This is a genomic window from Methyloligella sp. GL2, from assembly GCF_013341275.1.
Taxonomy (GTDB): Bacteria; Pseudomonadota; Alphaproteobacteria; order Rhizobiales; family Methyloligellaceae; genus Methyloligella.
In genome coordinates, this window is sequence record NZ_CP054476.1 from 2,225,097 (window position 1) to 2,243,790 (window position 18,694).

Consider the following 18,694-nt stretch of genomic DNA (forward strand, 5'->3'; position numbering starts at 1 on the left):
GCTCATTCGGCTGCCATATGCTGGGAGGATTTATCGGGGCCGGGACGAAGCTTGGCGTTGCCGGTGAGCTCGGCGGGATCGAAATCGTCGACGGCAATGGCGCGGGCGACGCGGTCGTACATGACGCGCAGCTTCTCCCCCTCCTCTTCCGTCACGATCCCCTTGGTCACGGCCTCGCCGATCCAATCGGTTTCGAAATTGCGCGTCACCGCGCCCTTGCGGATGGCGCTTTCCAGCTTCCGCTCCGCCGCCTCGCAGGCGGTCACCTGCAAAAGCGCATCCTCCAAAATGCCGGTTGCATTCTCCGGGTCGTAGCTGACGAAGATGTCCCGGGTGAGACGGTCGCGGAAGGCTCCGGGTGTCAGTGCCTGGCGGACGATTGCCTTGGCCTCGCGGCCGGGCGCGCCGCGGCGCTTGAAGCCGAAGGGGAAGACGAATTGCCGGAGCGCCGGCCCGACACCCGGAACGGGATAATCGGCCAGCGCCGCATCGAGCGCGGCATCGAAGCGGGCGAGCGTATTCTTCGCCGCGTAGCCCATCAGCTTAATATCGGCCGGCTGGGCGCCGTCATCCTCGAAGCGCTTCAGCAAGCAGGTGAGCATGTAAAGCTCGGCCAGGGCATCGGCGAGATGGCCGGTGAGGCGCTGATGCTTCTTCAACCCGCCACCGAGGGAGGCAATGGAGACATCGGCCACCAGTGCAAAGCTCCGCGAGGCGCGCGCCAGCTGGCGCCACCAGCGGCGGGTGAGCCCGGTCTCGGCGGGTGCGCCGGCGAAGATGCCGAAGGTGGCGTTGTGGAAGAAGGCGCCGAACAGATTGCCGTGGCTGAAAGAGAGATGGCCGTCGAACGCTTTGGCAAAACGCTCGAAGCCCCGCTCCTTGTCGCTGTCGGCCAAGGCCTCAAGCTCCTCCAGCAGGTAGGGATGGCTGCGGATCGAGCCTTGCGCGAAGACGATCAGGCTGCGGGTCAGGATATTAGCGCCCTCCACGGTGATGCCGATGGGCATCATCTGATAGGCGCTTTGCAGATAGTTGGAGGGGCCGTCGCAGATGCCGCGCCCGCCATGGATGTCCATGGCATCGTTCAGCGATTGGCGCATGCGCTCGGTGGAGACGTATTTCAGCAGCGCCGAGATCACTGCCGGTTTTTCGCCGGAGGAGACCATGGAAGCGGTGACGGCGCGGGCGCCTTCCAGCACATAGGCGTTCTCCACCATGCGGGCGAGCGGCTCCTCGATACCTTCCATATAGCCGATGGGAAGGCCGAATTGGCGGCGCACCCGGGCGTAAGCCGTGGTGTTGCGCAGCATGGATTTGGCGGCGGCGGCCCCCATGGCGGGAAGCGAGATGGAACGCCCGGCGGCAAGGCAGCTCATCAGCATGGGCCAGCCCTGGCCGATACCGGCTTCCCCGCCGATGATCCATTCCAGAGGAATGAACACGTCCTTGCCGGAGGTCGGGCCGTTGGGGAAGGCCGCACCGGTCGGCGCATGGCGGCGGCCGATCTCAACCCCCGGATGACCGGTCGGGATCAGGCCAAGCGTGATGCCGAGATCGGTGCCCTTGCCGAGCAGATTCTCCGGATCCTCGAGGCGAAAGGCGAGGCCGAGCAGCGTCGCCTTGGGGGCGAGCGTGATGTAGCGCTTGTTCCACGTCAGGCGGATGCCGAGGGTGGCTTTGCCCTCATGTTCGCCCATGGTCACGGTGCCGACATCGCGCATAGCGGCGGCGTCGGAGCCGGAGAACGGTCCGGTGAGCGCGAAGCAGGGAATCTCCTCGCCGCGGGCAAGCCGCGGGAGATAGTGGCTCTTCTGCTGCTCGGTGCCGAAATTCTCGATCAGTTCGCCGGGGCCGAGGGAATTCGGCACCATGACGATGACAGTGCCGTCGGCACTGCGCGAGCCGATCTTGCCGAGCACCAGGGATTGCGCCTGGGCGGAGAAGCCGAGACCGCCATGGGGCTTGGAGATCAGCATGCCGAGGAAGCCTTCCTCGGCGATGAAGCGCCAGACATCCTCCGGCAAATCGCGCTGGCGGCGGATCTGCCAGTCGTTCAGCTTGGTGCAAAGCTCCTCCGTCGGTCCGTCGAGGAAGGCGCGCTCCTCGTCGGTCAGCTCGAGGCCCGGCACATCGCGGATCTTGTCCCAATCGGGCGTGCCGGAGAAAAGCTGCGCATCCCAGCCGACCGTGCCGGCCTCCAGCGCCTCGCGCTCGGTGGCGGAGATTTTCGGCATGGCGCCTTTCAGGGCGCGGAAGGCGGGCTTGGTGACGAAGCGGCGGCGAATATCCGTAAAGGACAGCGCGAACAGGCCGGCGGCGATCAGCCAGCCAATCCAGGCCCAGAGCGGGAAGACCGGCGCATGCAGGGTCCCTACCCCGAGGCCGAGCTGCAATGCGAAGGTGTAGACGGCCAGGCAAGCCGCCCAGAGCACGAGCGGCGCGCGCGTCATCGCAAGCGCGAAGACGCCGGCAAGGCCGATAAAGAACAAGATCAAGCCGGGCAGCATTGGGACCTCTCAATAAGAGCTTTTGCCCTGTGCCCCCCGCATCTCAAGGCGTACGTCAACATTGGCACCATACAGCAATGGAAAGCCCGGCCAAGCGGCGGGCGCTCCCATGTTTATGGTTAACAATAGTTGTGGAGTTATCACCAGGCGATTAACGCGCGTGCCGATTTCGCACGTCTTTTGCGCGCTGCGCCTTTCGTCGCCCCTTCCTTGTGCGCTTACGGCGAATTCGCTAAGCAGAATCCCTGGGATTTTCAAAGCACGGTTGGATTACGCCGCCTATTCGGCGGCGCGGAATAGGGAAAAAGCGGCATGGACGAACCAGAACGGCCCCAACTCAATCCGTATCAAGTCGAGCTCGTGGAGGGTAAGCGCTACGCTTGGTGCGCCTGCGGGCTGAGCAAGCGTCAGCCGTTCTGCGATGGCTCCCATGCCGGCACCGGCTTCGAGCCGGTAATGTTCACGGCGGAGCGCACCGAGACGGCGCTGCTTTGCGGCTGCAAGGATACCGACACGCCGCCGTTCTGCGACGGCTCGCATATGCTGATCTTCTAGTCGATCGTCCGTTGATCTTCTCATGGCGCCTGAAGGCAAGCTGTCGCCTTCAGGCAACTGGCGCCCGCTGCAGAGGCGCCTCGCGGTGTAAAACCGCCTTGCCTGGCTTGCCAAGCCCCGCGCAATCCTTTCTTGTTGAGCACATCACATCGGATATAGGCGCGGGGCAGCCTCGCGTTACTTCTCTCAGGATCGCCTAAACGTTCGGGGGCAGCAGGCAGCACTGGGCAGATGGAATATTTTCTGCAGCAACTCATCAACGGGATCGCGCTGGGCTCGATCTACGGGCTGATCGCCATCGGCTATACGCTGGTCTACGGCATTATCGGCATGATCAACTTCGCCCATGGCGATGTGTTCATGGTGGGATCGTTCATCGCGCTGATCGCCTTTATCGGGCTTCTCAGCATCGGCATAACCTTCATTCCGCTGGCGCTGATCCTGGTGCTTCTGGTGGCGATGCTGCTGACCGCGGTCTGGGGCTGGACCATCGAGCGGGTGGCCTACCGGCCCTTGCGCGCCTCCTTCCGCCTCGCCCCGCTAATCACCGCCATCGGCATGTCCATCGTGCTGCAGAATTTCGTGCAAGTCTCGCAAGGCGCGCGGGTGAAGACGCTGCAGCCGGTGATCACCGGCGGCTACGAGCTGATGCATGCGGAGAATTTCGCGGTCAGCCTGTCCAACATCCAGATCCTGATCGTGGTCACCACCATCGCGCTGATGACCGCCTTCTGGCTGCTCATCGACCGGACGCCCTTGGGCCGGTCGTTGCGCGCCTGCGAGCAGGACCGGATGATGGCGGCGCTTTGCGGGGTGAATGTCGACCGCACCATCTCACTCACCTTCGTCATGGGCGCCGCGCTCGCCGCCGTGGCCGGGCTGCTCTACCTGCTCTATTACGGGGTGATCGACTTCTTCATCGGCTTCATCGCCGGCATCAAGGCCTTCACCGCCGCCGTGCTCGGCGGCATCGGATCGCTCCCCGGCGCCATGCTGGGCGGCATGATCATCGGCCTGATCGAGACCTTCTGGTCGGCCTATTTCACCATCGAATATAAGGACGTCGCCGCCTTCTCGATGCTCGCCTTGGTGCTGATCTTCTTCCCGTCCGGCCTGCTCGGCCGGCCTGAGGTGGAGAAGGTATAATCTTGGACACGCCGGAGACCACAACAGGCCGCCGGCTCGGCCCCGCGCTTCTGGATGCCACGATCTCGGCCGGCATCGCCTTCCTGCTGTTCTGCCTACTGCTCGGGGTGCGCACCGTCGACAGCGTCACCGGCATCACCTTGCAGCCCCGGCCCATCCTTCTCGCCGTCGTAGTCGGGCTGGTGTTCTTCGGCCGGCTGGCGCTGAACCTGTTCTGGTGGGACCGGGATTGGACATTCCCCGCCCTGCCCTTTTTGCCGAAAAAACAAGGCGATGGCGCTTCGAGCGCAGCAAACGAGGCCAATCGGCTCGGGCTGATCCTGGTGGCCTTCGCGGTGCTGTTCCCGATCGTCGCCTATTTGCTCAATACCGCCTTCGGCCTGCATCTGCCGCTGCGCTACTGGTTCGATCTCTCCATCCTGGTGCTCACCTATGTGATGCTTGGCTGGGGGCTGAACATCGTGGTCGGCCTCGCCGGGCTGCTCGACCTCGGCTATGTCGCGTTCTACGCGGTGGGCGCCTATTCCTTCGCGATCATCTCGGCGCATTTCGGCTGGTCGTTCTGGATGTGTCTCCCCATCGCCGGCATTCTCGCCGCGCTCTGGGGCATCATGCTGGGCTTTCCGGTGCTGAGGCTTCGCGGCGATTATCTCGCCATCGTGACGCTGGCCTTCGGCGAGATCGTGCGCATCGTGCTGCAGAACTGGACCGATGTGACCGGCGGGCCGAACGGCATCTCCAACATTCCCGGGCCGAGTTTCTTCGGCCTGGATTTCGGGCTTCGCGCCGAAAACAGCTTCCACGCCTTTTTCGGCCTCCGATACGACCCGCTCTACGGCACGATGTGGCTCTACTACATCATCCTCGTGATGGCACTGATCACCAATTTCGTGACCTTGCGCCTGCGCCGCCTGCCCATGGGCCGGGCTTGGGAGGCGTTGCGCGAGGACGAGATCGCCTGTCGCTCGCTCGGCATCAATACCACCGTCACTAAGCTCTCCGCCTTTGCCACAGGTGCCCTGTTCGGCGGCTTCGCCGGCAGCTTCTTCGCCGCAAGACAGAGCTTCATCAGCCCGGAATCTTTCACCTTTATCGAATCGGCGATCATCCTTGCCATCGTCGTGCTGGGCGGCATGGGCTCGCAGCTCGGCGTGGCGATCGCCGCGGCGGTGATGATCGGCGGCTTCGAGGCGCTGCGCCACACCGACAGTCTGCAGCTGATCTTCGGCCAGGGTTTCGATCCGGCGCTCTACCGCATGCTGTTCTTCGGCCTCGCCATGGTGGCGATCATGATCTGGCGCCCGCGCGGGCTGGTCTCCACCCGCGCCCCTTCGATTACGCTGCGCAAGGGAAAGGCCGCCATTGCCGGCGAGCTGGTCGGCGAGGGCCGCGCATGAGGGGGCGCCGATGAGCACCGCGCCGCTTCTGAATGTCGAGCACCTCACCATGCGGTTCGGCGGGCTGGTGGCGGTGGACGATGTCTCCTTCGCCGCCGAGCGGGGGCAGATCACCGCGCTGATCGGGCCGAACGGCGCCGGCAAGACCACCGTGTTCAACTGCATCACCGGGTTCTACAAGCCGAGCGAGGGGATGATCGCCCTCACCCATGCTTCCGGAAGGCGCTTCCTGCTGGAACGGCTGGACGACCACGCCATCAATGCCAAAGCCAAGGTGGCCCGCACCTTCCAGAATATCCGGCTGTTTCCCGGCATGACCGCGCTGGAAAATCTGATGGTGGCGCAGCATGAGCGGCTGACCGCCACGGCCGGGCTCACACTCGGTGCGCTTTTCGGGCTGAAGCGGTTTCACGCCGCCGAGCGGCAAGCGGTAGAGCTCGCCTCCCATTGGCTGGAGCGGATCGGGCTGATCGACCAGGCCGACAATGCCGCCGGCAATCTGTCTTACGGCGACCAGCGGCGGCTCGAGATCGCCCGCGCCATGTGCACCCGCCCGGAGCTGCTCTGTCTGGACGAGCCGGCTGCGGGGCTGAATGCGCGCGAGAGCGACAGTCTCAACGCCCTGCTGCGCACCATCTGCGCAGAGGAGAACACCGCGATCCTCCTGATCGAGCACGATATGAGTGTGGTGATGACCATCTCCGACCACATCATTGTGTTGGATCACGGGGCGATCATCGCCGACGGGCCGCCTCAAGCCGTGCGCGAGGACGAGGCGGTGATTGCCGCCTATCTCGGCGTGCCGGACGAAGAGGTCGAGGACGCCGAACGCGAGGTCGGGCTATGACCGCGCCGCTGTTCAAAATCGACAAGCTGGTCGCCGGCTACGGCCACCTACCTGTTCTGCATGGGATCGACCTGGAGGTGCAGGCCGGTGAGATCGTCACCATCATCGGCGCCAACGGGGCCGGCAAGACCACGCTGATGATGAGCATCTTCGGCGCGCCGGAACCGACCTCCGGCCATATCCTGTTCGAGGGCGAGGACATCACCGCCCTTCCCGCCTTCGAGGTGGCGCAAAAATCTATCGTGCAGTCGCCGGAAGGGCGGCGCATCTTCGGCCGCATGACAGTGATGGAAAACCTGCAGATGGGCGCGATCATCGCCAAAGAGCCGGAGCGCTTTGCCGCCGATCTCGATCACGTGTTCGCGCTGTTCCCGGTCTTGAAGGAGCGCCAGGCCCAGCGCGGCGGCACGCTCTCCGGCGGCGAGCAGCAGATGCTGGCCATCGCTCGGGCGCTGATGGGGCAGCCGAAGCTGTTGCTGCTGGACGAGCCCTCGCTCGGCCTTGCGCCGCTGATCACCAAGCAGATCTTCGCCGCCATCAAAGCGCTGAACGACGAAGGGCTCACCGTGCTTTTGGTGGAACAGAACGCCTATCACGCGCTGAGCCTGGCCGATCGCGGCTATGTCATGGTCAATGGCAAAATCACCCTGTCCGGCACGGGCAAGGAGCTTTTGGCCTCCGACGAGGTGCGACGCTCCTATCTGGAAGGCGGTGCGGCGCCGGAGAAGAAGCCGGCCCGGAAGCGCTCCAAGCCAAAGGGAGCAGCGCAATGAGCTGGCTCTCCGACGACGGTTTGGTGGTCTTTCTCGTTCTCACCGTGGCGATCGGCGGCGGGGCGGCGTTTCTCGCCGGACGCGGCCTGGCGCGAAGCTGGCGGCCGTTCTGGCGGGTTTGCTTCTATATGGCGCTACTCGCCGCTGCGGTGCGCTTCTTCCACTACGCGCTGTTCGATGGCGCCCTGCTCTCGGCCTATTACTGGCTGGTCACCTATCTGGTGCTGCTCGGCTCCGCCGCGCTCGGCTACCGGCTGATGCGCACCACCCAGATGGTGACCCAGTATCGCTGGCTGTATGAGCGGACCAGCCCGCTCACCTGGAAGAGCCGCTAGGCCGAAGCTTCTTGGTATTCAGCGCCGTCATGCTGAGGTGCCCGCCTTGGCGGGCCTCGAAGCATAAGCGTCATCGGCCACGCCTCCTTCGAGGCGCGGCTTCGCCACGCTCCTCAGGATGACGTGGCCTGGCCGTGTCCCTCAGTGACGTGGCCTTGCCGTGTTAAGGTGCATTCAGCGCCCGATATTTGTTCAGGAAATGCTCGAATCCCGAGCCCGAATCCGTTGGGTTCAGGGCATTTTGCGATAGAGTGCGGCCCAGTTTCAGCGGATTTCGAGATCGGAGGACGCCCATGCGACGGCTCACATGGATCATCGCGACGCTTGCCGCCCTGGCGGGGCTCACGGCCCTCACTGGCTGCGGCGACGGTAGCGACGACAACACCATCCCCGTCGCGACGGTCGGACCGCTGACCGGGCAATACGCCTCCAACGGCCAGCAGATGAAGCAAGGCGCTACGCTGGTGGTGGAAGACCTCAACGCGGCAGGCGGCGTGCTGGGCAAGCAGCTGAAGCTGGAGATCGGCGACGATGCCTGCGATCCGAAGCAGGCCGTGGCGGTCGCCGGCCAGATGGTGGGCGAAGGCGTTCCCTTGGTGGCCGGGCATTTCTGTTCCGGCTCCTCGATCCCCGCATCGCAGATCTACGGCGATGCCGATACGGTGATGATCTCCCCCGCCTCCACCAATCCCGCCCTTACCGACGACCGCGCCGGGCCGAATATCTACCGCGTTTGCGGGCGCGACGACCAGCAAGGCAAGGTGGCCGGCGAATACATCGCCAAGCATTTCGCGGGTAAGAATATCGCCTTCGTCCACGATAAGACGGCCTACGGCAAGGGGCTAGCGGACGAGACCAAGAAGGCGATGAACGCCGCCGGGCTGCAGGAGAAACTCTACGAGGCGATCTCCGCCGGCGAGAAGGACTATTCGGCGCTGGTCTCCAAGCTGAAGCGCAACGATATCGATCTGATCTTCCTCGGCGGCTATCACACCGAGGCCGGGCTGATCGCCCGTCAGATGCGCGGCCAGGGGATGGATACCGTGCTGATGGGGGGCGATGCGCTGGTGAACCAGGAATACTGGTCGATCACCGGCAAGGCGGGCGAAGGCACGCTGATGACCTTCTCGCCCGATCCGCGCAAGAACCCGGCCGCCAAGGATGTGGTGGCGCGGTTCGAGGCCAAGGGCATCGAGCCTGAGGGCTATGTGCTCTACACCTATGCCGCCATGCAGGCCTGGGCGCAGGCGGCCGAGAAAGCCGGCTCAACCGCCTCCAGCGATGTGATCAAGGCGCTGAACGACACCGAGTTCGACACGGTGATCGGCAAGTTTCGCTTTAACGAGAAAGGCGATCCCAGCCTGCCGCCCTATGCGGTCTATCGCTGGCACGACGGCGACTACGCCGAGATCGAGAAGTAGCGGCTAACTTTCGCTCTTCTTCTTGGCCGCGGCGAACTCCGCTTCCAACGCCTCTTCCAGATCGACCAGGTCCTGCGGCAGCGGCATGCCGTAGGCGCGCATCTCGTTGAGCTTTTCGCGAATCTGCAAATAAAGCTCATGCCGGTCCTCAGGCTGATCTTCCATCTGATTGATTAGCAAGGCGAGTTCCGCCTGCAGATCCTCGAATGCCATACGCGCCACGCGCCTCCTCAATTGACTTCGCCGGATGGCAGCACAAAGCATGCCCCGCGGCAAGGGCGGGATTTCGCGCCTCTCCCGCCCTTGCGCCATTGCGGCCATCCGCAATCGCTTGCATAGTCGGCTCGAGGCGACGGCTCGATACGTAGGCTCGATACGAGGCTTGGGGCAGCCTTAAGGACCGGGGGGCTTGGATGGGCATCACCATCAACACGATCGTGGGGTTTGTACTGGCGCTTCTGTTCGCCGCGGTGATGGGAATTTCCATGCAGGGGATCCTCATCGGCGATTACCTGCAATCGCAAATTGATAACCAGACGGTGTTGATCACCCTACGCACCGCCGGTTTCGCCGGGGCGTTGGCCGCCCTGCTCGCCTGGTGGGCGCAGCGCTTCGCTGCCTCGCGCGGGCCGGTTGTCCGCTTCCTGTTTGGCCTCGTGATCTTCGTGCTGGCTTATTTCAGCTTCGGCGGGCTGCTGCGGCTGATCTATAGCCACGTCACCTATCCGAGCCAGCAAGATTGGTCCTTGTCCGGGCTCTATTTCGCCTCGATCAACGATTTTTACTCCTTCGTTTTGTTCATGCTTGGGCCGTCCCTGCCGGCCCTGATCGGGCTGATCGTCGCGGCCGGACTCTATCTGGCCCTGTTCGGGCCGGTGGAGCGGCGGCGGGCGTAAAGCCGCTCTCACGCTTTGCGAATTGAGGCGCGGTCCCGGCTCTGCTAGACCCTCGGCATTCACTCGCCTCGCCTACGCGCTTTAGCTTTTTAAGGTTAGACTATGATCCCTCGTTACAGCCGGCCGGAGATGGCCAGCATCTGGGAGCCGGAGAACCGTTTCCGCATCTGGCTCGAAATCGAGACCTCGGCCGCCGAGGCCATGGCCGAGCTGGGGATGATCCCCGAAGAGGCGGCCAAAGCGGTGCGCGAGCGCGGCGGGTTCGATATCGACCGGATCGACGAGGTCGAGCGGGAGGTGAAGCACGATGTGATCGCCTTCCTCACCTCGGTCGCCGAGCATGTCGGGCCGGAAGCCCGTTTCCTGCATCAGGGGATGACCTCCTCCGATGTGCTGGATACCTGCTTCAACCTGCAGCTCACCCAGGCGGCGGATCTGCTGATCGCCGATCTGAAGGGGTTGCTGGAGGCGCTAAAGGCCCGCGCGTTGGAGCATAAATACACCGTCACCGTCGGCCGCAGCCACGGCATCCATGCCGAGCCCACCACGTTCGGGCTGAAGCTCGCCTTCGCTTACGCGGAGTTCGACCGCAATCTGGCGCGGCTGGAAGCGGCGCGGGCCGAGGTCGCCACCTGCGCCATCTCCGGCGCGGTCGGCACTTTCGCTCATCCCGATCCGCGCATCGAGGAGATGGTCGCCGCCAAGCTGGGGCTGAGCCCGGAGCCGATCTCCACCCAGATCATTCCGCGCGACCGGCATGCCGCCTATTTCGCGACGCTGGCGGTGATCGCCGGGTCGATCGAGCGGCTGTCCACCGAGATCCGCCATTTGCAGCGCACCGAGGTGCTGGAGGCGGAGGAGTATTTCTCGGCCGGCCAAAAAGGCTCCTCGGCGATGCCGCATAAGCGCAACCCGGTGCTGTCGGAGAACCTGACTGGTCTCGCTCGGCTGATCCGCGGCTATGCCATGCCGGCGCTGGAGAATGTGGCGCTGTGGCACGAGCGCGATATCTCCCACTCCTCCGTGGAGCGGGTGATCGGGCCGGACGCCACCATCGCGCTGGATTTCGCCCTTGCCCGCCTCACCGGCCTAATCAAGGGGCTTGTGGTCTATCCGGAGCGGATGCAGGCCAATATGGATAAGCTCGGCGGTCTGATCCATTCCCAGCGGGTGCTGCTGGCGCTGACCCAGGCTGGGGTCTCCCGCGAGGACGCTTACCGCCTGGTGCAGCGCAACGCCATGAAGGTGTGGGAGCAAGGCGCCGACTTCTTGACCGAGCTCCTGGCCGACCCGGACGTCACCAGGGCGCTGGACGAAGAAACGCTGCGCGCCCAATTCGACCTCGGCTATCACACCAAGCATGTGGATACGATCCTGGACCGGGTGTTCGGCTAAGCCGGAAGCCCGCGAGACCAGGGCGAAACGAAGACGGGCCGGATGCTGCGATCCGGCCCGTTTCTTTTTGGGGTTCGATCGGCGTGAAGGCCGGCCGATCAGCGGTTGCGGTTTCCGCCGCCGCCTTGCTTGGGCTTGTTGCCGCCGCCACCTTGCTTGGGCTTATTGCCGCCGCCGCTGCGATAGTCGCCGCGGCCGCCGTGGTATTGGCCACTGCTAGGCTTCTTCTTGACGCCGCTCTGGTAGCCGCCGCGGCTTGGCTTCTTCTTGAAGCCGCTCTGGTAGCCGCCGCCGCTGCGATAATCGCCCCGGCCGCCATGATACTTGCCGCCGTCGGACTTTTTCTTCTTGCCGCCATCGTGATGACCGCCGCCGCTATGGTGGTGGCCGTGATGATGGTCGTGATCGTGATAGGGACGGCGATAATACGGGTATGGCCGCCGATAGCCTCCGTACGGATAGACTCCGATATAGGGGTATGGCCGCACATAGGGATAAGGCCGGACATAGGGGCCGCTGTAAGGATAGCGCGGTGCGTAACCGCCGCCGAAGCTCAAATAGCGGGATGAGGCATAGCCGCCCCGGACGCTGCACCAGCCGCTATAGCAATTGGTGGCGTCCACCACCGTGCCGGCGCGAAGCACGCCGATCACCGGCGAATAGACGGTGCGGCCGGCACGGACATTCAGATCGGCGGTGGTTACGGCCTGCGCCGCCAGAGCGGCAGCGCTCGAGGCCAGCAGCAATCCGGCCGCCAGCCCAAATCGGGCAAATAACAATTTCATGGGGTACACGTCTCCTTCGCCGCCGAAGGCGCTATCGCACCTCCGGGCAGCTTCGTTCCTCGGCAACTCCCCCTTATTCAATCGCCCCCTATGTGGTGACCGGTTATGGCCAGACCGAGGCAGACCGCCCTAATTGTAGGCGGCGGCAGCTTCGGCGGGGCTGAAGATATGCGGCCGGTAGCGATACCGGTTGCGCTCCCGCGGCGAGAGCAGGAAGCGCCGCCGATAGAAGTGCGGCGGCTCGGCCGCATAGGGCGGCAGGTCGAAATAATCATCCGCCGTGGCGTAATGCCCGGCGTGCCAGGGATAGCGCGGATCGATCACCACCACTTCCGGCGCGCGTCCCCGCTTGCCGGCCTCGGCCAGCATGGAGGCGGCGGCAAAACCTTGCGTGCCGCGCCAGCCGACCTCGCACCAGCCGCCGGAGCAGCCGCCGACATCGACCTTGGAGCCGTTCGGCATGGTGGCGATGATGGGATAGCCGGTGGACGGCCCCTGACGCAGATTGAGATCGGCCGTCGTATAGGCGGTCCAGGCATGGGCCGGGGCGCCGGCAAGGCCAAGTCCCGCCAGCAGCATGGCGGCGAAAAGCGCAGCCTTCCGGAGCGGGCGGACCCGGATTGGGGTTTGCCTGATAAATCGTCTCATACCGCTTCTACCTCTTCTTCGTCGCGGATTCGCGCCCCGCGCCATGATGCACCGGCAAAGGCTCCCCGCCTAGCCCCGCTCATTCGGAGGCTTTCCGTTTCATTTCCGCCGCCGTGGCGCCAAGCCAGGAGGCATCGGAGCCAACCGCGACCATATCCCAGCCGGCTTTCACCGCATCGCGCGCAAATTCCACGTCATTGGCAAAAACGAAAGCGATCACACCGTGTTGCTTGGCCTTGTTCAGAACCAGAGTCATCGCATCGGCCACTTCCGGCGCCCGGATATCCAGCCGGCCGGTGAGGGCAACGGAGAGATCGTTGGGGCCGAGGCAGATCATATCCAGCCCTTCGAGCGACAAGATGTCGTCCAGCGCTTCCAGCGCGCCTCGGGTCTCCACTTGCGCACAAGCGATGGTCCAGCCATTGGCGATGGAGAAATAATCGCCTTCGAATTCCAGCCGCGCCCGGTACGGGCCCCAGCTCCGCATGCCTTGCGGCGGGTATTTCACCGCGCGGATGAAGTCGGCGGCATCGTCCAGCGATTCGATCAGCGGGCAGATCACGCCTTGGGCGCCAGCATCCAGCGCCCGGCCGACCAAGCCCATATCGTTATCGGCGACACGCACCAGCGCCGGCAGCCGGGCCGCCTTGGCGGCGGTCAGGCAGGCGACCATCTCGCTATGGCCGCCCAGCCCGTGCTGCTGGTCGATGGTGACGCAATCCCAGCCGGCCTTGGCGACCAGCTCGATGGCGTAGGGAGAATTGAGGGTGAGCCAGGCGTTATAGAGCGGCCGCCCGGCCTTTTGCGCGCTCCTGAAGCGGTCCTCGCTCACCGGCGCCCCATCGGGTGTCCCACCCGGTGTCCCTTGGGGTAGGCGTTGGAGGCCCGGAGCGCGGCCACCTTAGTTGCCCTCGTTCTCGATCTGATTGACCGCCTCGGCCATCAGCTCGAGCATATGACGGCGAATCTGATGATCCGACTGGTCGATGCTCTTGGCGTCGAAATCGGCGCGGATCTTGCGGAACACGTCCTCCTCGCCCGGCTCGTCGAAATCGGCCTTCACCACCGCTTTGGCGTAATCTTGCGCCTCGTCGCCGGAAAGCCCCATCAAATCGGCGGCCCATAGCCCCAACAGCTTGTTGCGGCGGGCAGTCGCCTTGAACTTCAGCTCTTCGTCATGAGCGAATTTTTTCTCGTAACCCTTTTCGCGATCGTCGAAACCGGCCATTTCGGGGCAATCCTCCAACAAAAGCGGCCTCCCCGCTCAGCTTTCGGGGAATCGCCGGAAATTCCTTAATTTCGAGCCGGAGACATAGCCTTGCCCGGCCACAGAATCAATAAACGCCAGGGCTATTCCGCCACATCCGACAGTCGTTGTGTCGCTTTCGCCCTTCCGCTAAGCTCCGGGGAGATTTCCGCTAGGCGATTCCGACCATGGCAATTAGCTAAAGCGCGCGCGGCTTTTATCGTTTTCGCCTCGCGCCGTTTCGTGCTTGTTCGGTCAAGAAGCCCGTTCGAAAGGACACACATGAACCGCCGCCGCCGTGTCTATGAAGGCAAAGCCAAAATCCTCTACGAAGGCCCCGAGCCCGGAACGCTGATTCAGCATTTCAAGGACGACGCCACCGCCTTCAACAATCAGAAGCATGCCAAGATCGAGGGCAAGGGTGTCCTCAACAACCGCATCTCGGAATATCTGTTCCAGAAGCTGGGCGATATCGGCGTGCCGACCCATTTCATCAAGCGCATGAATATGCGCGAGCAATTGGTGCGCGAAGTCGAGATCATCCCGGTCGAGGTGGTGGTGCGCAATGTCGCCGCCGGCTCGCTGTCGAAGCGGCTCGGACTCGACGAAGGCACCCAGCTTCCGCGCTCGATCATGGAATTCTATTACAAATCCGACGAGCTCGGCGATCCCATGGTCTCCGAAGAGCACATCACCGCCTTCAACTGGGCGGCGCCGCAAGAGATCGACGACATGATGTCGGTGGCGCTGCGGGTGAACGACTTCCTCACCGGGCTGTTCCTCGGCATCGGCATCCGCCTGGTCGACTTCAAATGCGAGTTCGGTCGGCTGTGGGAGAACGACACGATGCGTATCGTGCTGGCCGACGAGATCTCGCCCGATTGCTGCCGGCTGTGGGATATCGAGACCGAGGACAAGCTGGACAAGGACCGCTTCCGCCGCGATCTCGGCGGGCTGGTCGAGGCTTATCAGGAAGTCGCAAGGCGGCTTGGCCTGCATGTCGACAATCCGACGCAGAACCAGGGCGGCCCGGTTCTGGTGCGCTCGCAGTAAAAGGCGCGGTCAAGGCATGAAGGCGCGCATCACCATCACCCTGAAGCAAGGGGTTCTCGACCCGCAAGGCAAGGCCATCGAGGGCGCTTTGCATGCGCTGGGCTTTGGCGGCGTGGACGACGTGCGCCAGGGCAAATATATCGAAGTGGCGCTTTCGGAGAGCGATCCGGAAGCGGCAAAGGCCGAGGTGGAGCGGATGTGCGAAGCGCTGCTCGCCAATACGGTGATCGAAAACTATTCCTACGAGCTCGAGGCGGCGTGACTAGCTCATGTTCGAATGGCTCCGCCGATTTTTCGGGACTAAGGCGCCGATCTCTTCGGAAGCGGAAGCGACGCGATATCTCAAGTCGCGGGGCTACCACGTAGCCCCGCCCGACGACTGGGATAAGAAGGCTGAAGGTCCCTACGTCACCGAGGAAGAGCGCCAAGAGTGGCGAAACCGTATGGAGACGATGGAGTTTCCACCCGCGGATTATAGCGAGCCTACACCTCAAGTCGGGATGCTGTGCACATACTATCGACATCCCATACTCCAGGCGGCAGAGATTGTGAAACTGAACAGCAGCGGGACTGAGGTCACAGCTCGCCTGGAATACCGGAAGGCTGAGCGAGTGTTCACCTATCGGAAAGACAAGACCTATCGAGAGCAGTGGATCCGCGGTCGGGATGCGCCTCGTCTCGTTCTTGGGATTTGTGAATCCAATTTCACGGCGTTCAAAAGACACTGGAAACAAGCCGAAGTGAATGCGGGGCCGATAAGATGAAAGCAGCCGTTATCGTCTTTCCCGGATCGAACTGCGATCGCGACGCGGCCGTGGCGCTGGAAGCCGCCACCGGCGCCCCGCCGGCCATGGTTTGGCACGGCGACGCGGAATTGCCGAAGACCGACGTCATCGTCGTTCCCGGCGGGTTCTCCTATGGCGATTACTTGCGCTCCGGCGCCATGGCAGCCCATTCGCCGGTGATGCGCGAGGTGGTGGCGCGGGCCAAGGCCGGCACGCCGGTGCTCGGCATCTGCAACGGGTTTCAGGTGCTGACCGAGACGGGGCTGCTGCCGGGCGTTTTGATGCGCAACCGCTCGCTGCGCTTCATCTGCAAAGACGTGCATCTGAAGGTTGAGCGGGACGATACGCTCTACACAAACGGCTATGCGGCCGGCAGCGTGATCCGCATCCCCGTCGCCCATAAGGACGGCAATTATTTCACCGACGACGAGACGCTGGCACGGCTCGAGGGCGAAGGCCGCATCGCCTTCCGCTATTGCTCGGCCGAAGGCACGGTGGACGATGCCGCCAATCCCAACGGCTCGCGCAACAATATCGCCGGGCTCTACAACGAGAGCGGCACTGTGCTCGGCATGATGCCCCATCCGGAGCGCCTGGCCGATCCGGCGCTTGGCGGCACGGACGGCGCGCCGATCTTCTCCTCCATCGTGGAGCGTCTGCAATGAGCGGCGGTGCACCGGCAAAGAAATCCGAGGGCGGGCTCTCCCCTGCCCTGATCGCCGAGCATGGGCTTTCGCAAGACGAATATGCGCGGATCCTGGAGACGCTGGGCCGCGAGCCGACCCTGACCGAGCTCGGCATCGTCTCGGTGATGTGGTCGGAGCATTGCTCCTACAAATCCTCGCGTATCTGGCTGAAGACCCTGCCGACCGAGGGGCCGCAGGTGATCGAGGGTCCGGGCGAGAATGCCGGCGTGGTGGATCTCGGCGACGGCCAGGCGGCCGTGTTCAAGATGGAGAGCCACAACCACCCCTCCTATATCGAGCCCTATCAGGGCGCGGCGACCGGCGTCGGCGGCATCATGCGCGACGTGTTCACCATGGGCGCGCGCCCCGTCGCCAATATGAATGCCTTGCGCTTCGGCTCGCCCGAGCATGCCAAGACCCGGCATCTGGTTTCGGGCGTCGTCTCCGGCATCGGCGATTACGGCAACTGCATGGGCGTGCCGACCATCGGCGGGGAGACCAATTTCGATTCCCGCTATGACGGCAATATCCTGGTCAACGCCATGTGCGTGGGACTGGTGGACGCGAACCGCATCTTCAAATCCGCCGCGCGGGGTGTCGGGTTGCCTGTGGTCTATGTCGGCTCCAAGACCGGCCGCGACGGCATTCACGGCGCGACCATGGCCTCGGCCGAATTCGACGATGCCTCGGAGGAGAAGCGCCCCACGGTTCAGGTGGGCGATCCCTTCACCGAGAAGCTGCTGCTGGAAGCCTGTCTGGAGCTGATGGCGGAAGACGCCATTGTCGGCATCCAGGATATGGGCGCCGCAGGGCTCACCTCCTCCTCAGTCGAGATGGCGGACAAAGGCGGGGTCGGCATCGAGTTGAATCTCGATCACGTCCCCTGCCGCGAAGAGGCGATGACGGCCTACGAGATGATGCTGTCGGAGAGCCAGGAGCGCATGCTCATGGTGCTGAAGCCTGGCGCGGAGCCCATCGCGGAAAAGATCTTCAAGAAGTGGGAGCTGGATTTCGCGGTGATCGGCATCACCACCGATACCGGCCGCTTCATCATCAAGCATGACGGCGAGGTGGAAGCCGACCTGCCGCTCTCGGCCCTGGCCGACGGGGCGCCGATCTACGAGCGGCCGCACGCACCGAAGCCGAAGCTGGCCACTGTCACCGCCGACGACGTTCCCGCCCCCAACAGTCTGCTGGGTGCCTTGCAGGAGATGATGGGCGGCCCGCATCTTTGCTCCCGCCGCTGGATCTGGGAGCAATACGATCACATGGTGATGGCCGATACGGTGGCGCGCCCCGGGGGCGATGCCGGCGTGGTCCGCGTACACGGCACGAGCAAGGGCCTGGCGGTCTCTTGCGACGTCACCCCCCGCTACTGCGCAGGCGATGCCTTCGAGGGCGCCAAGCAGGCGGTGGCCGAATGCTGGCGCAATCTGACCGCGGCCGGCGCCGATCCCCTGGCGATCACCGATTGCATGAATTTCGGCAGTCCGGAGCGCCCGGAGATCATGGGCGAGTTCGTCGATGCGGTGAAAGGTATGGGCGAGGCTTGCACTGCGCTCTCCTTCCCCGTCGTCTCGGGCAATGTCTCGCTCTACAACGAGACCAACGGCACCGCCATTCCGCCGACCCCGGCCGTGGGTGGCGTCGGGCTGATCCCGGATATCGCGCATATGGGCCAGATGGCTATCGCCGAGGGACAGGCCCTGGTGGTGCTGGGCGAGACTAAGGGCGCGCTGGGCATGAGCCTCTACCAAGAGCATGCCACGGGCGCATTCACCGGTGCGCCGCCGCCGGTCGACTTGGAGTGCGAGAAGCGCGCCGGCGATCTGGTGCGCGATTTGATCCGCAAGGGCACGGTTTCTGCCGTGCACGATGTTTCCGACGGCGGGCTGCTTGTGGCGGTGGCCGAGATGGCTTTGGCCGGCAAGACCGGCGTGACACTGCAGGCCGAGACGCCGCTTGCGCCGCACGCCTTCTGGTTTGGCGAGGATCAGGGCCGCTATGTGGTCGCCGTGGAGGCTTCGCGCCTGCGCGAGCTGCTGCTGCAGGCCGCCTCTTCCGGCGTGCCGGCCCTGGCTATCGGCACCAGCGGGGGCGATGCGCTGCAATTGGAGGGCGAGCCCCCCTTGCCCCTCGGCGGTTTACGGTCCACTTATGAAGAGTGGCTGCCGGACTATATGTCCGCCGGCCGGGGCTAACATTTCGAGATCCAGGAG

20 protein-coding genes are annotated in these 18,694 nt (G+C 64.0%); 14 read left to right on the top strand and 6 right to left on the bottom strand.

Going from position 1 to position 18,694, the window contains the following annotated elements; translation table 11 throughout:
* Positions 1 to 2: 2 nt before the first annotated feature.
* Positions 3 to 2,507 carry an acyl-CoA dehydrogenase gene (locus tag HT051_RS10495; RefSeq protein WP_174541983.1) on the bottom strand — a complete coding sequence of 835 codons (2,505 nt, stop codon included), beginning with the start codon at positions 2,505 to 2,507 and terminating at the stop codon, positions 3 to 5.
* A gap of 312 nt (positions 2,508 to 2,819) precedes the next feature.
* Between HT051_RS10495 and HT051_RS10500 the strand changes: the two genes are divergently transcribed.
* The 7 genes from HT051_RS10500 (at position 2,820) to HT051_RS10530 (ending at position 8,981) form a co-directional block, all read left to right on the top strand.
* Positions 2,820 to 3,062 (top strand): CDGSH iron-sulfur domain-containing protein, encoded by a 243-nt coding sequence (locus HT051_RS10500; RefSeq protein WP_174541984.1) that lies wholly within the window; start codon positions 2,820 to 2,822, stop codon positions 3,060 to 3,062.
* Between the two features lie 231 nt (positions 3,063 to 3,293).
* Positions 3,294 to 4,208 carry a branched-chain amino acid ABC transporter permease LivH gene (locus tag HT051_RS10505; RefSeq protein WP_174541985.1) on the top strand — a complete coding sequence of 305 codons (915 nt, stop codon included), beginning with the start codon at positions 3,294 to 3,296 and terminating at the stop codon, positions 4,206 to 4,208.
* Positions 4,208 to 5,605 (top strand): high-affinity branched-chain amino acid ABC transporter permease LivM, encoded by a 1,398-nt coding sequence (gene livM, locus HT051_RS10510; RefSeq protein WP_371740611.1) that lies wholly within the window; start codon positions 4,208 to 4,210, stop codon positions 5,603 to 5,605. The genes HT051_RS10505 and livM overlap by 1 nt, the downstream gene beginning before the upstream one ends.
* A 10-nt stretch (positions 5,606 to 5,615) precedes the next feature.
* Positions 5,616 to 6,452: an ABC transporter ATP-binding protein gene (locus tag HT051_RS10515; RefSeq protein WP_174541986.1), complete on the top strand. Its 837-nt coding sequence runs from the start codon at positions 5,616 to 5,618 to the stop codon at positions 6,450 to 6,452.
* The gene (locus HT051_RS10520; RefSeq protein ID WP_174541987.1) at positions 6,449 to 7,225 is read left to right on the top strand and encodes an ABC transporter ATP-binding protein; all 777 of its coding nucleotides are present in this window, start codon (positions 6,449 to 6,451) and stop codon (positions 7,223 to 7,225) included. The genes HT051_RS10515 and HT051_RS10520 overlap by 4 nt, the downstream gene beginning before the upstream one ends.
* Positions 7,222 to 7,560, top strand: a complete 339-nt coding sequence (locus HT051_RS10525) for a DUF6867 family protein (RefSeq protein ID WP_174541988.1) — start codon at positions 7,222 to 7,224, stop codon at positions 7,558 to 7,560. Before HT051_RS10520 ends, HT051_RS10525 begins: the two co-directional genes overlap by 4 nt.
* 293 nt (positions 7,561 to 7,853) lie before the next feature.
* Complete coding sequence (locus tag HT051_RS10530; RefSeq protein ID WP_174541989.1) at positions 7,854 to 8,981, top strand: branched-chain amino acid ABC transporter substrate-binding protein; 1,128 nt, start codon at positions 7,854 to 7,856, stop codon at positions 8,979 to 8,981.
* Positions 8,982 to 8,984: 3 nt separating this feature from the next.
* Here HT051_RS10530 and HT051_RS10535 read toward each other — a convergent pair whose 3' ends face one another.
* The gene (locus HT051_RS10535) at positions 8,985 to 9,194 is read right to left on the bottom strand and encodes a hypothetical protein (protein WP_174542971.1); all 210 of its coding nucleotides are present in this window, start codon (positions 9,192 to 9,194) and stop codon (positions 8,985 to 8,987) included.
* A 200-nt stretch (positions 9,195 to 9,394) separates the two neighbouring features.
* On the opposite strand from HT051_RS10535, the gene HT051_RS10540 reads away from it, so the two are divergent.
* Positions 9,395 to 9,877: a hypothetical protein gene (locus tag HT051_RS10540; protein ID WP_174541990.1), complete on the top strand. Its 483-nt coding sequence runs from the start codon at positions 9,395 to 9,397 to the stop codon at positions 9,875 to 9,877.
* 102 nt (positions 9,878 to 9,979) lie between these two features.
* Entirely contained in the window at positions 9,980 to 11,272 is a 1,293-nt protein-coding gene (purB, locus tag HT051_RS10545) for an adenylosuccinate lyase (protein ID WP_174541991.1), read from the top strand.
* A 98-nt stretch (positions 11,273 to 11,370) separates the two neighbouring features.
* Here the strand turns inward: purB and HT051_RS10550 are convergent, their stop codons facing one another.
* The 4 genes from HT051_RS10550 to HT051_RS10565 all read right to left on the bottom strand — a co-directional run bounded on the left by HT051_RS10550 (position 11,371) and on the right by HT051_RS10565 (position 13,933).
* On the bottom strand, positions 11,371 to 12,057 hold the full coding sequence (locus tag HT051_RS10550; protein ID WP_174541992.1) for an SH3 domain-containing protein: 687 nt from the start codon (positions 12,055 to 12,057) through the stop codon (positions 11,371 to 11,373).
* 129 nt (positions 12,058 to 12,186) lie between these two features.
* On the bottom strand, positions 12,187 to 12,705 hold the full coding sequence (locus tag HT051_RS10555) for an SH3 domain-containing protein (RefSeq protein WP_174541993.1): 519 nt from the start codon (positions 12,703 to 12,705) through the stop codon (positions 12,187 to 12,189).
* 79 nt (positions 12,706 to 12,784) lie between these two features.
* Positions 12,785 to 13,537 carry an HpcH/HpaI aldolase/citrate lyase family protein gene (locus tag HT051_RS10560; protein ID WP_174541994.1) on the bottom strand — a complete coding sequence of 251 codons (753 nt, stop codon included), beginning with the start codon at positions 13,535 to 13,537 and terminating at the stop codon, positions 12,785 to 12,787.
* 69 nt (positions 13,538 to 13,606) lie between these two features.
* Positions 13,607 to 13,933: a DUF1476 domain-containing protein gene (locus HT051_RS10565; RefSeq protein WP_174541995.1), complete on the bottom strand. Its 327-nt coding sequence runs from the start codon at positions 13,931 to 13,933 to the stop codon at positions 13,607 to 13,609.
* Between the two features lie 300 nt (positions 13,934 to 14,233).
* Between HT051_RS10565 and purC the strand changes: the two genes are divergently transcribed.
* The 5 genes from purC to purL are packed head-to-tail and all read left to right on the top strand — an operon-like array spanning position 14,234 to position 18,676.
* Positions 14,234 to 15,004 carry a phosphoribosylaminoimidazolesuccinocarboxamide synthase gene (gene purC, locus HT051_RS10570; RefSeq protein ID WP_174541996.1) on the top strand — a complete coding sequence of 257 codons (771 nt, stop codon included), beginning with the start codon at positions 14,234 to 14,236 and terminating at the stop codon, positions 15,002 to 15,004.
* Positions 15,005 to 15,020: 16 nt separating this feature from the next.
* Positions 15,021 to 15,266, top strand: coding sequence for a phosphoribosylformylglycinamidine synthase subunit PurS (purS, locus tag HT051_RS10575; RefSeq protein ID WP_174541997.1), 246 nt, complete (start codon positions 15,021 to 15,023; stop codon positions 15,264 to 15,266).
* A gap of 7 nt (positions 15,267 to 15,273) precedes the next feature.
* On the top strand, positions 15,274 to 15,768 hold the full coding sequence (locus HT051_RS10580) for a hypothetical protein (RefSeq protein ID WP_174541998.1): 495 nt from the start codon (positions 15,274 to 15,276) through the stop codon (positions 15,766 to 15,768).
* Positions 15,765 to 16,454 (top strand): phosphoribosylformylglycinamidine synthase subunit PurQ, encoded by a 690-nt coding sequence (gene purQ / locus HT051_RS10585; protein ID WP_174541999.1) that lies wholly within the window; start codon positions 15,765 to 15,767, stop codon positions 16,452 to 16,454. Before HT051_RS10580 ends, purQ begins: the two co-directional genes overlap by 4 nt.
* A complete protein-coding gene (gene purL / locus HT051_RS10590) occupies positions 16,451 to 18,676 on the top strand; it encodes a phosphoribosylformylglycinamidine synthase subunit PurL (protein ID WP_174542000.1) in 2,226 nt (741 codons plus the stop codon). Before purQ ends, purL begins: the two co-directional genes overlap by 4 nt.
* The last annotated feature ends 18 nt before the right edge of the window (positions 18,677 to 18,694 follow it).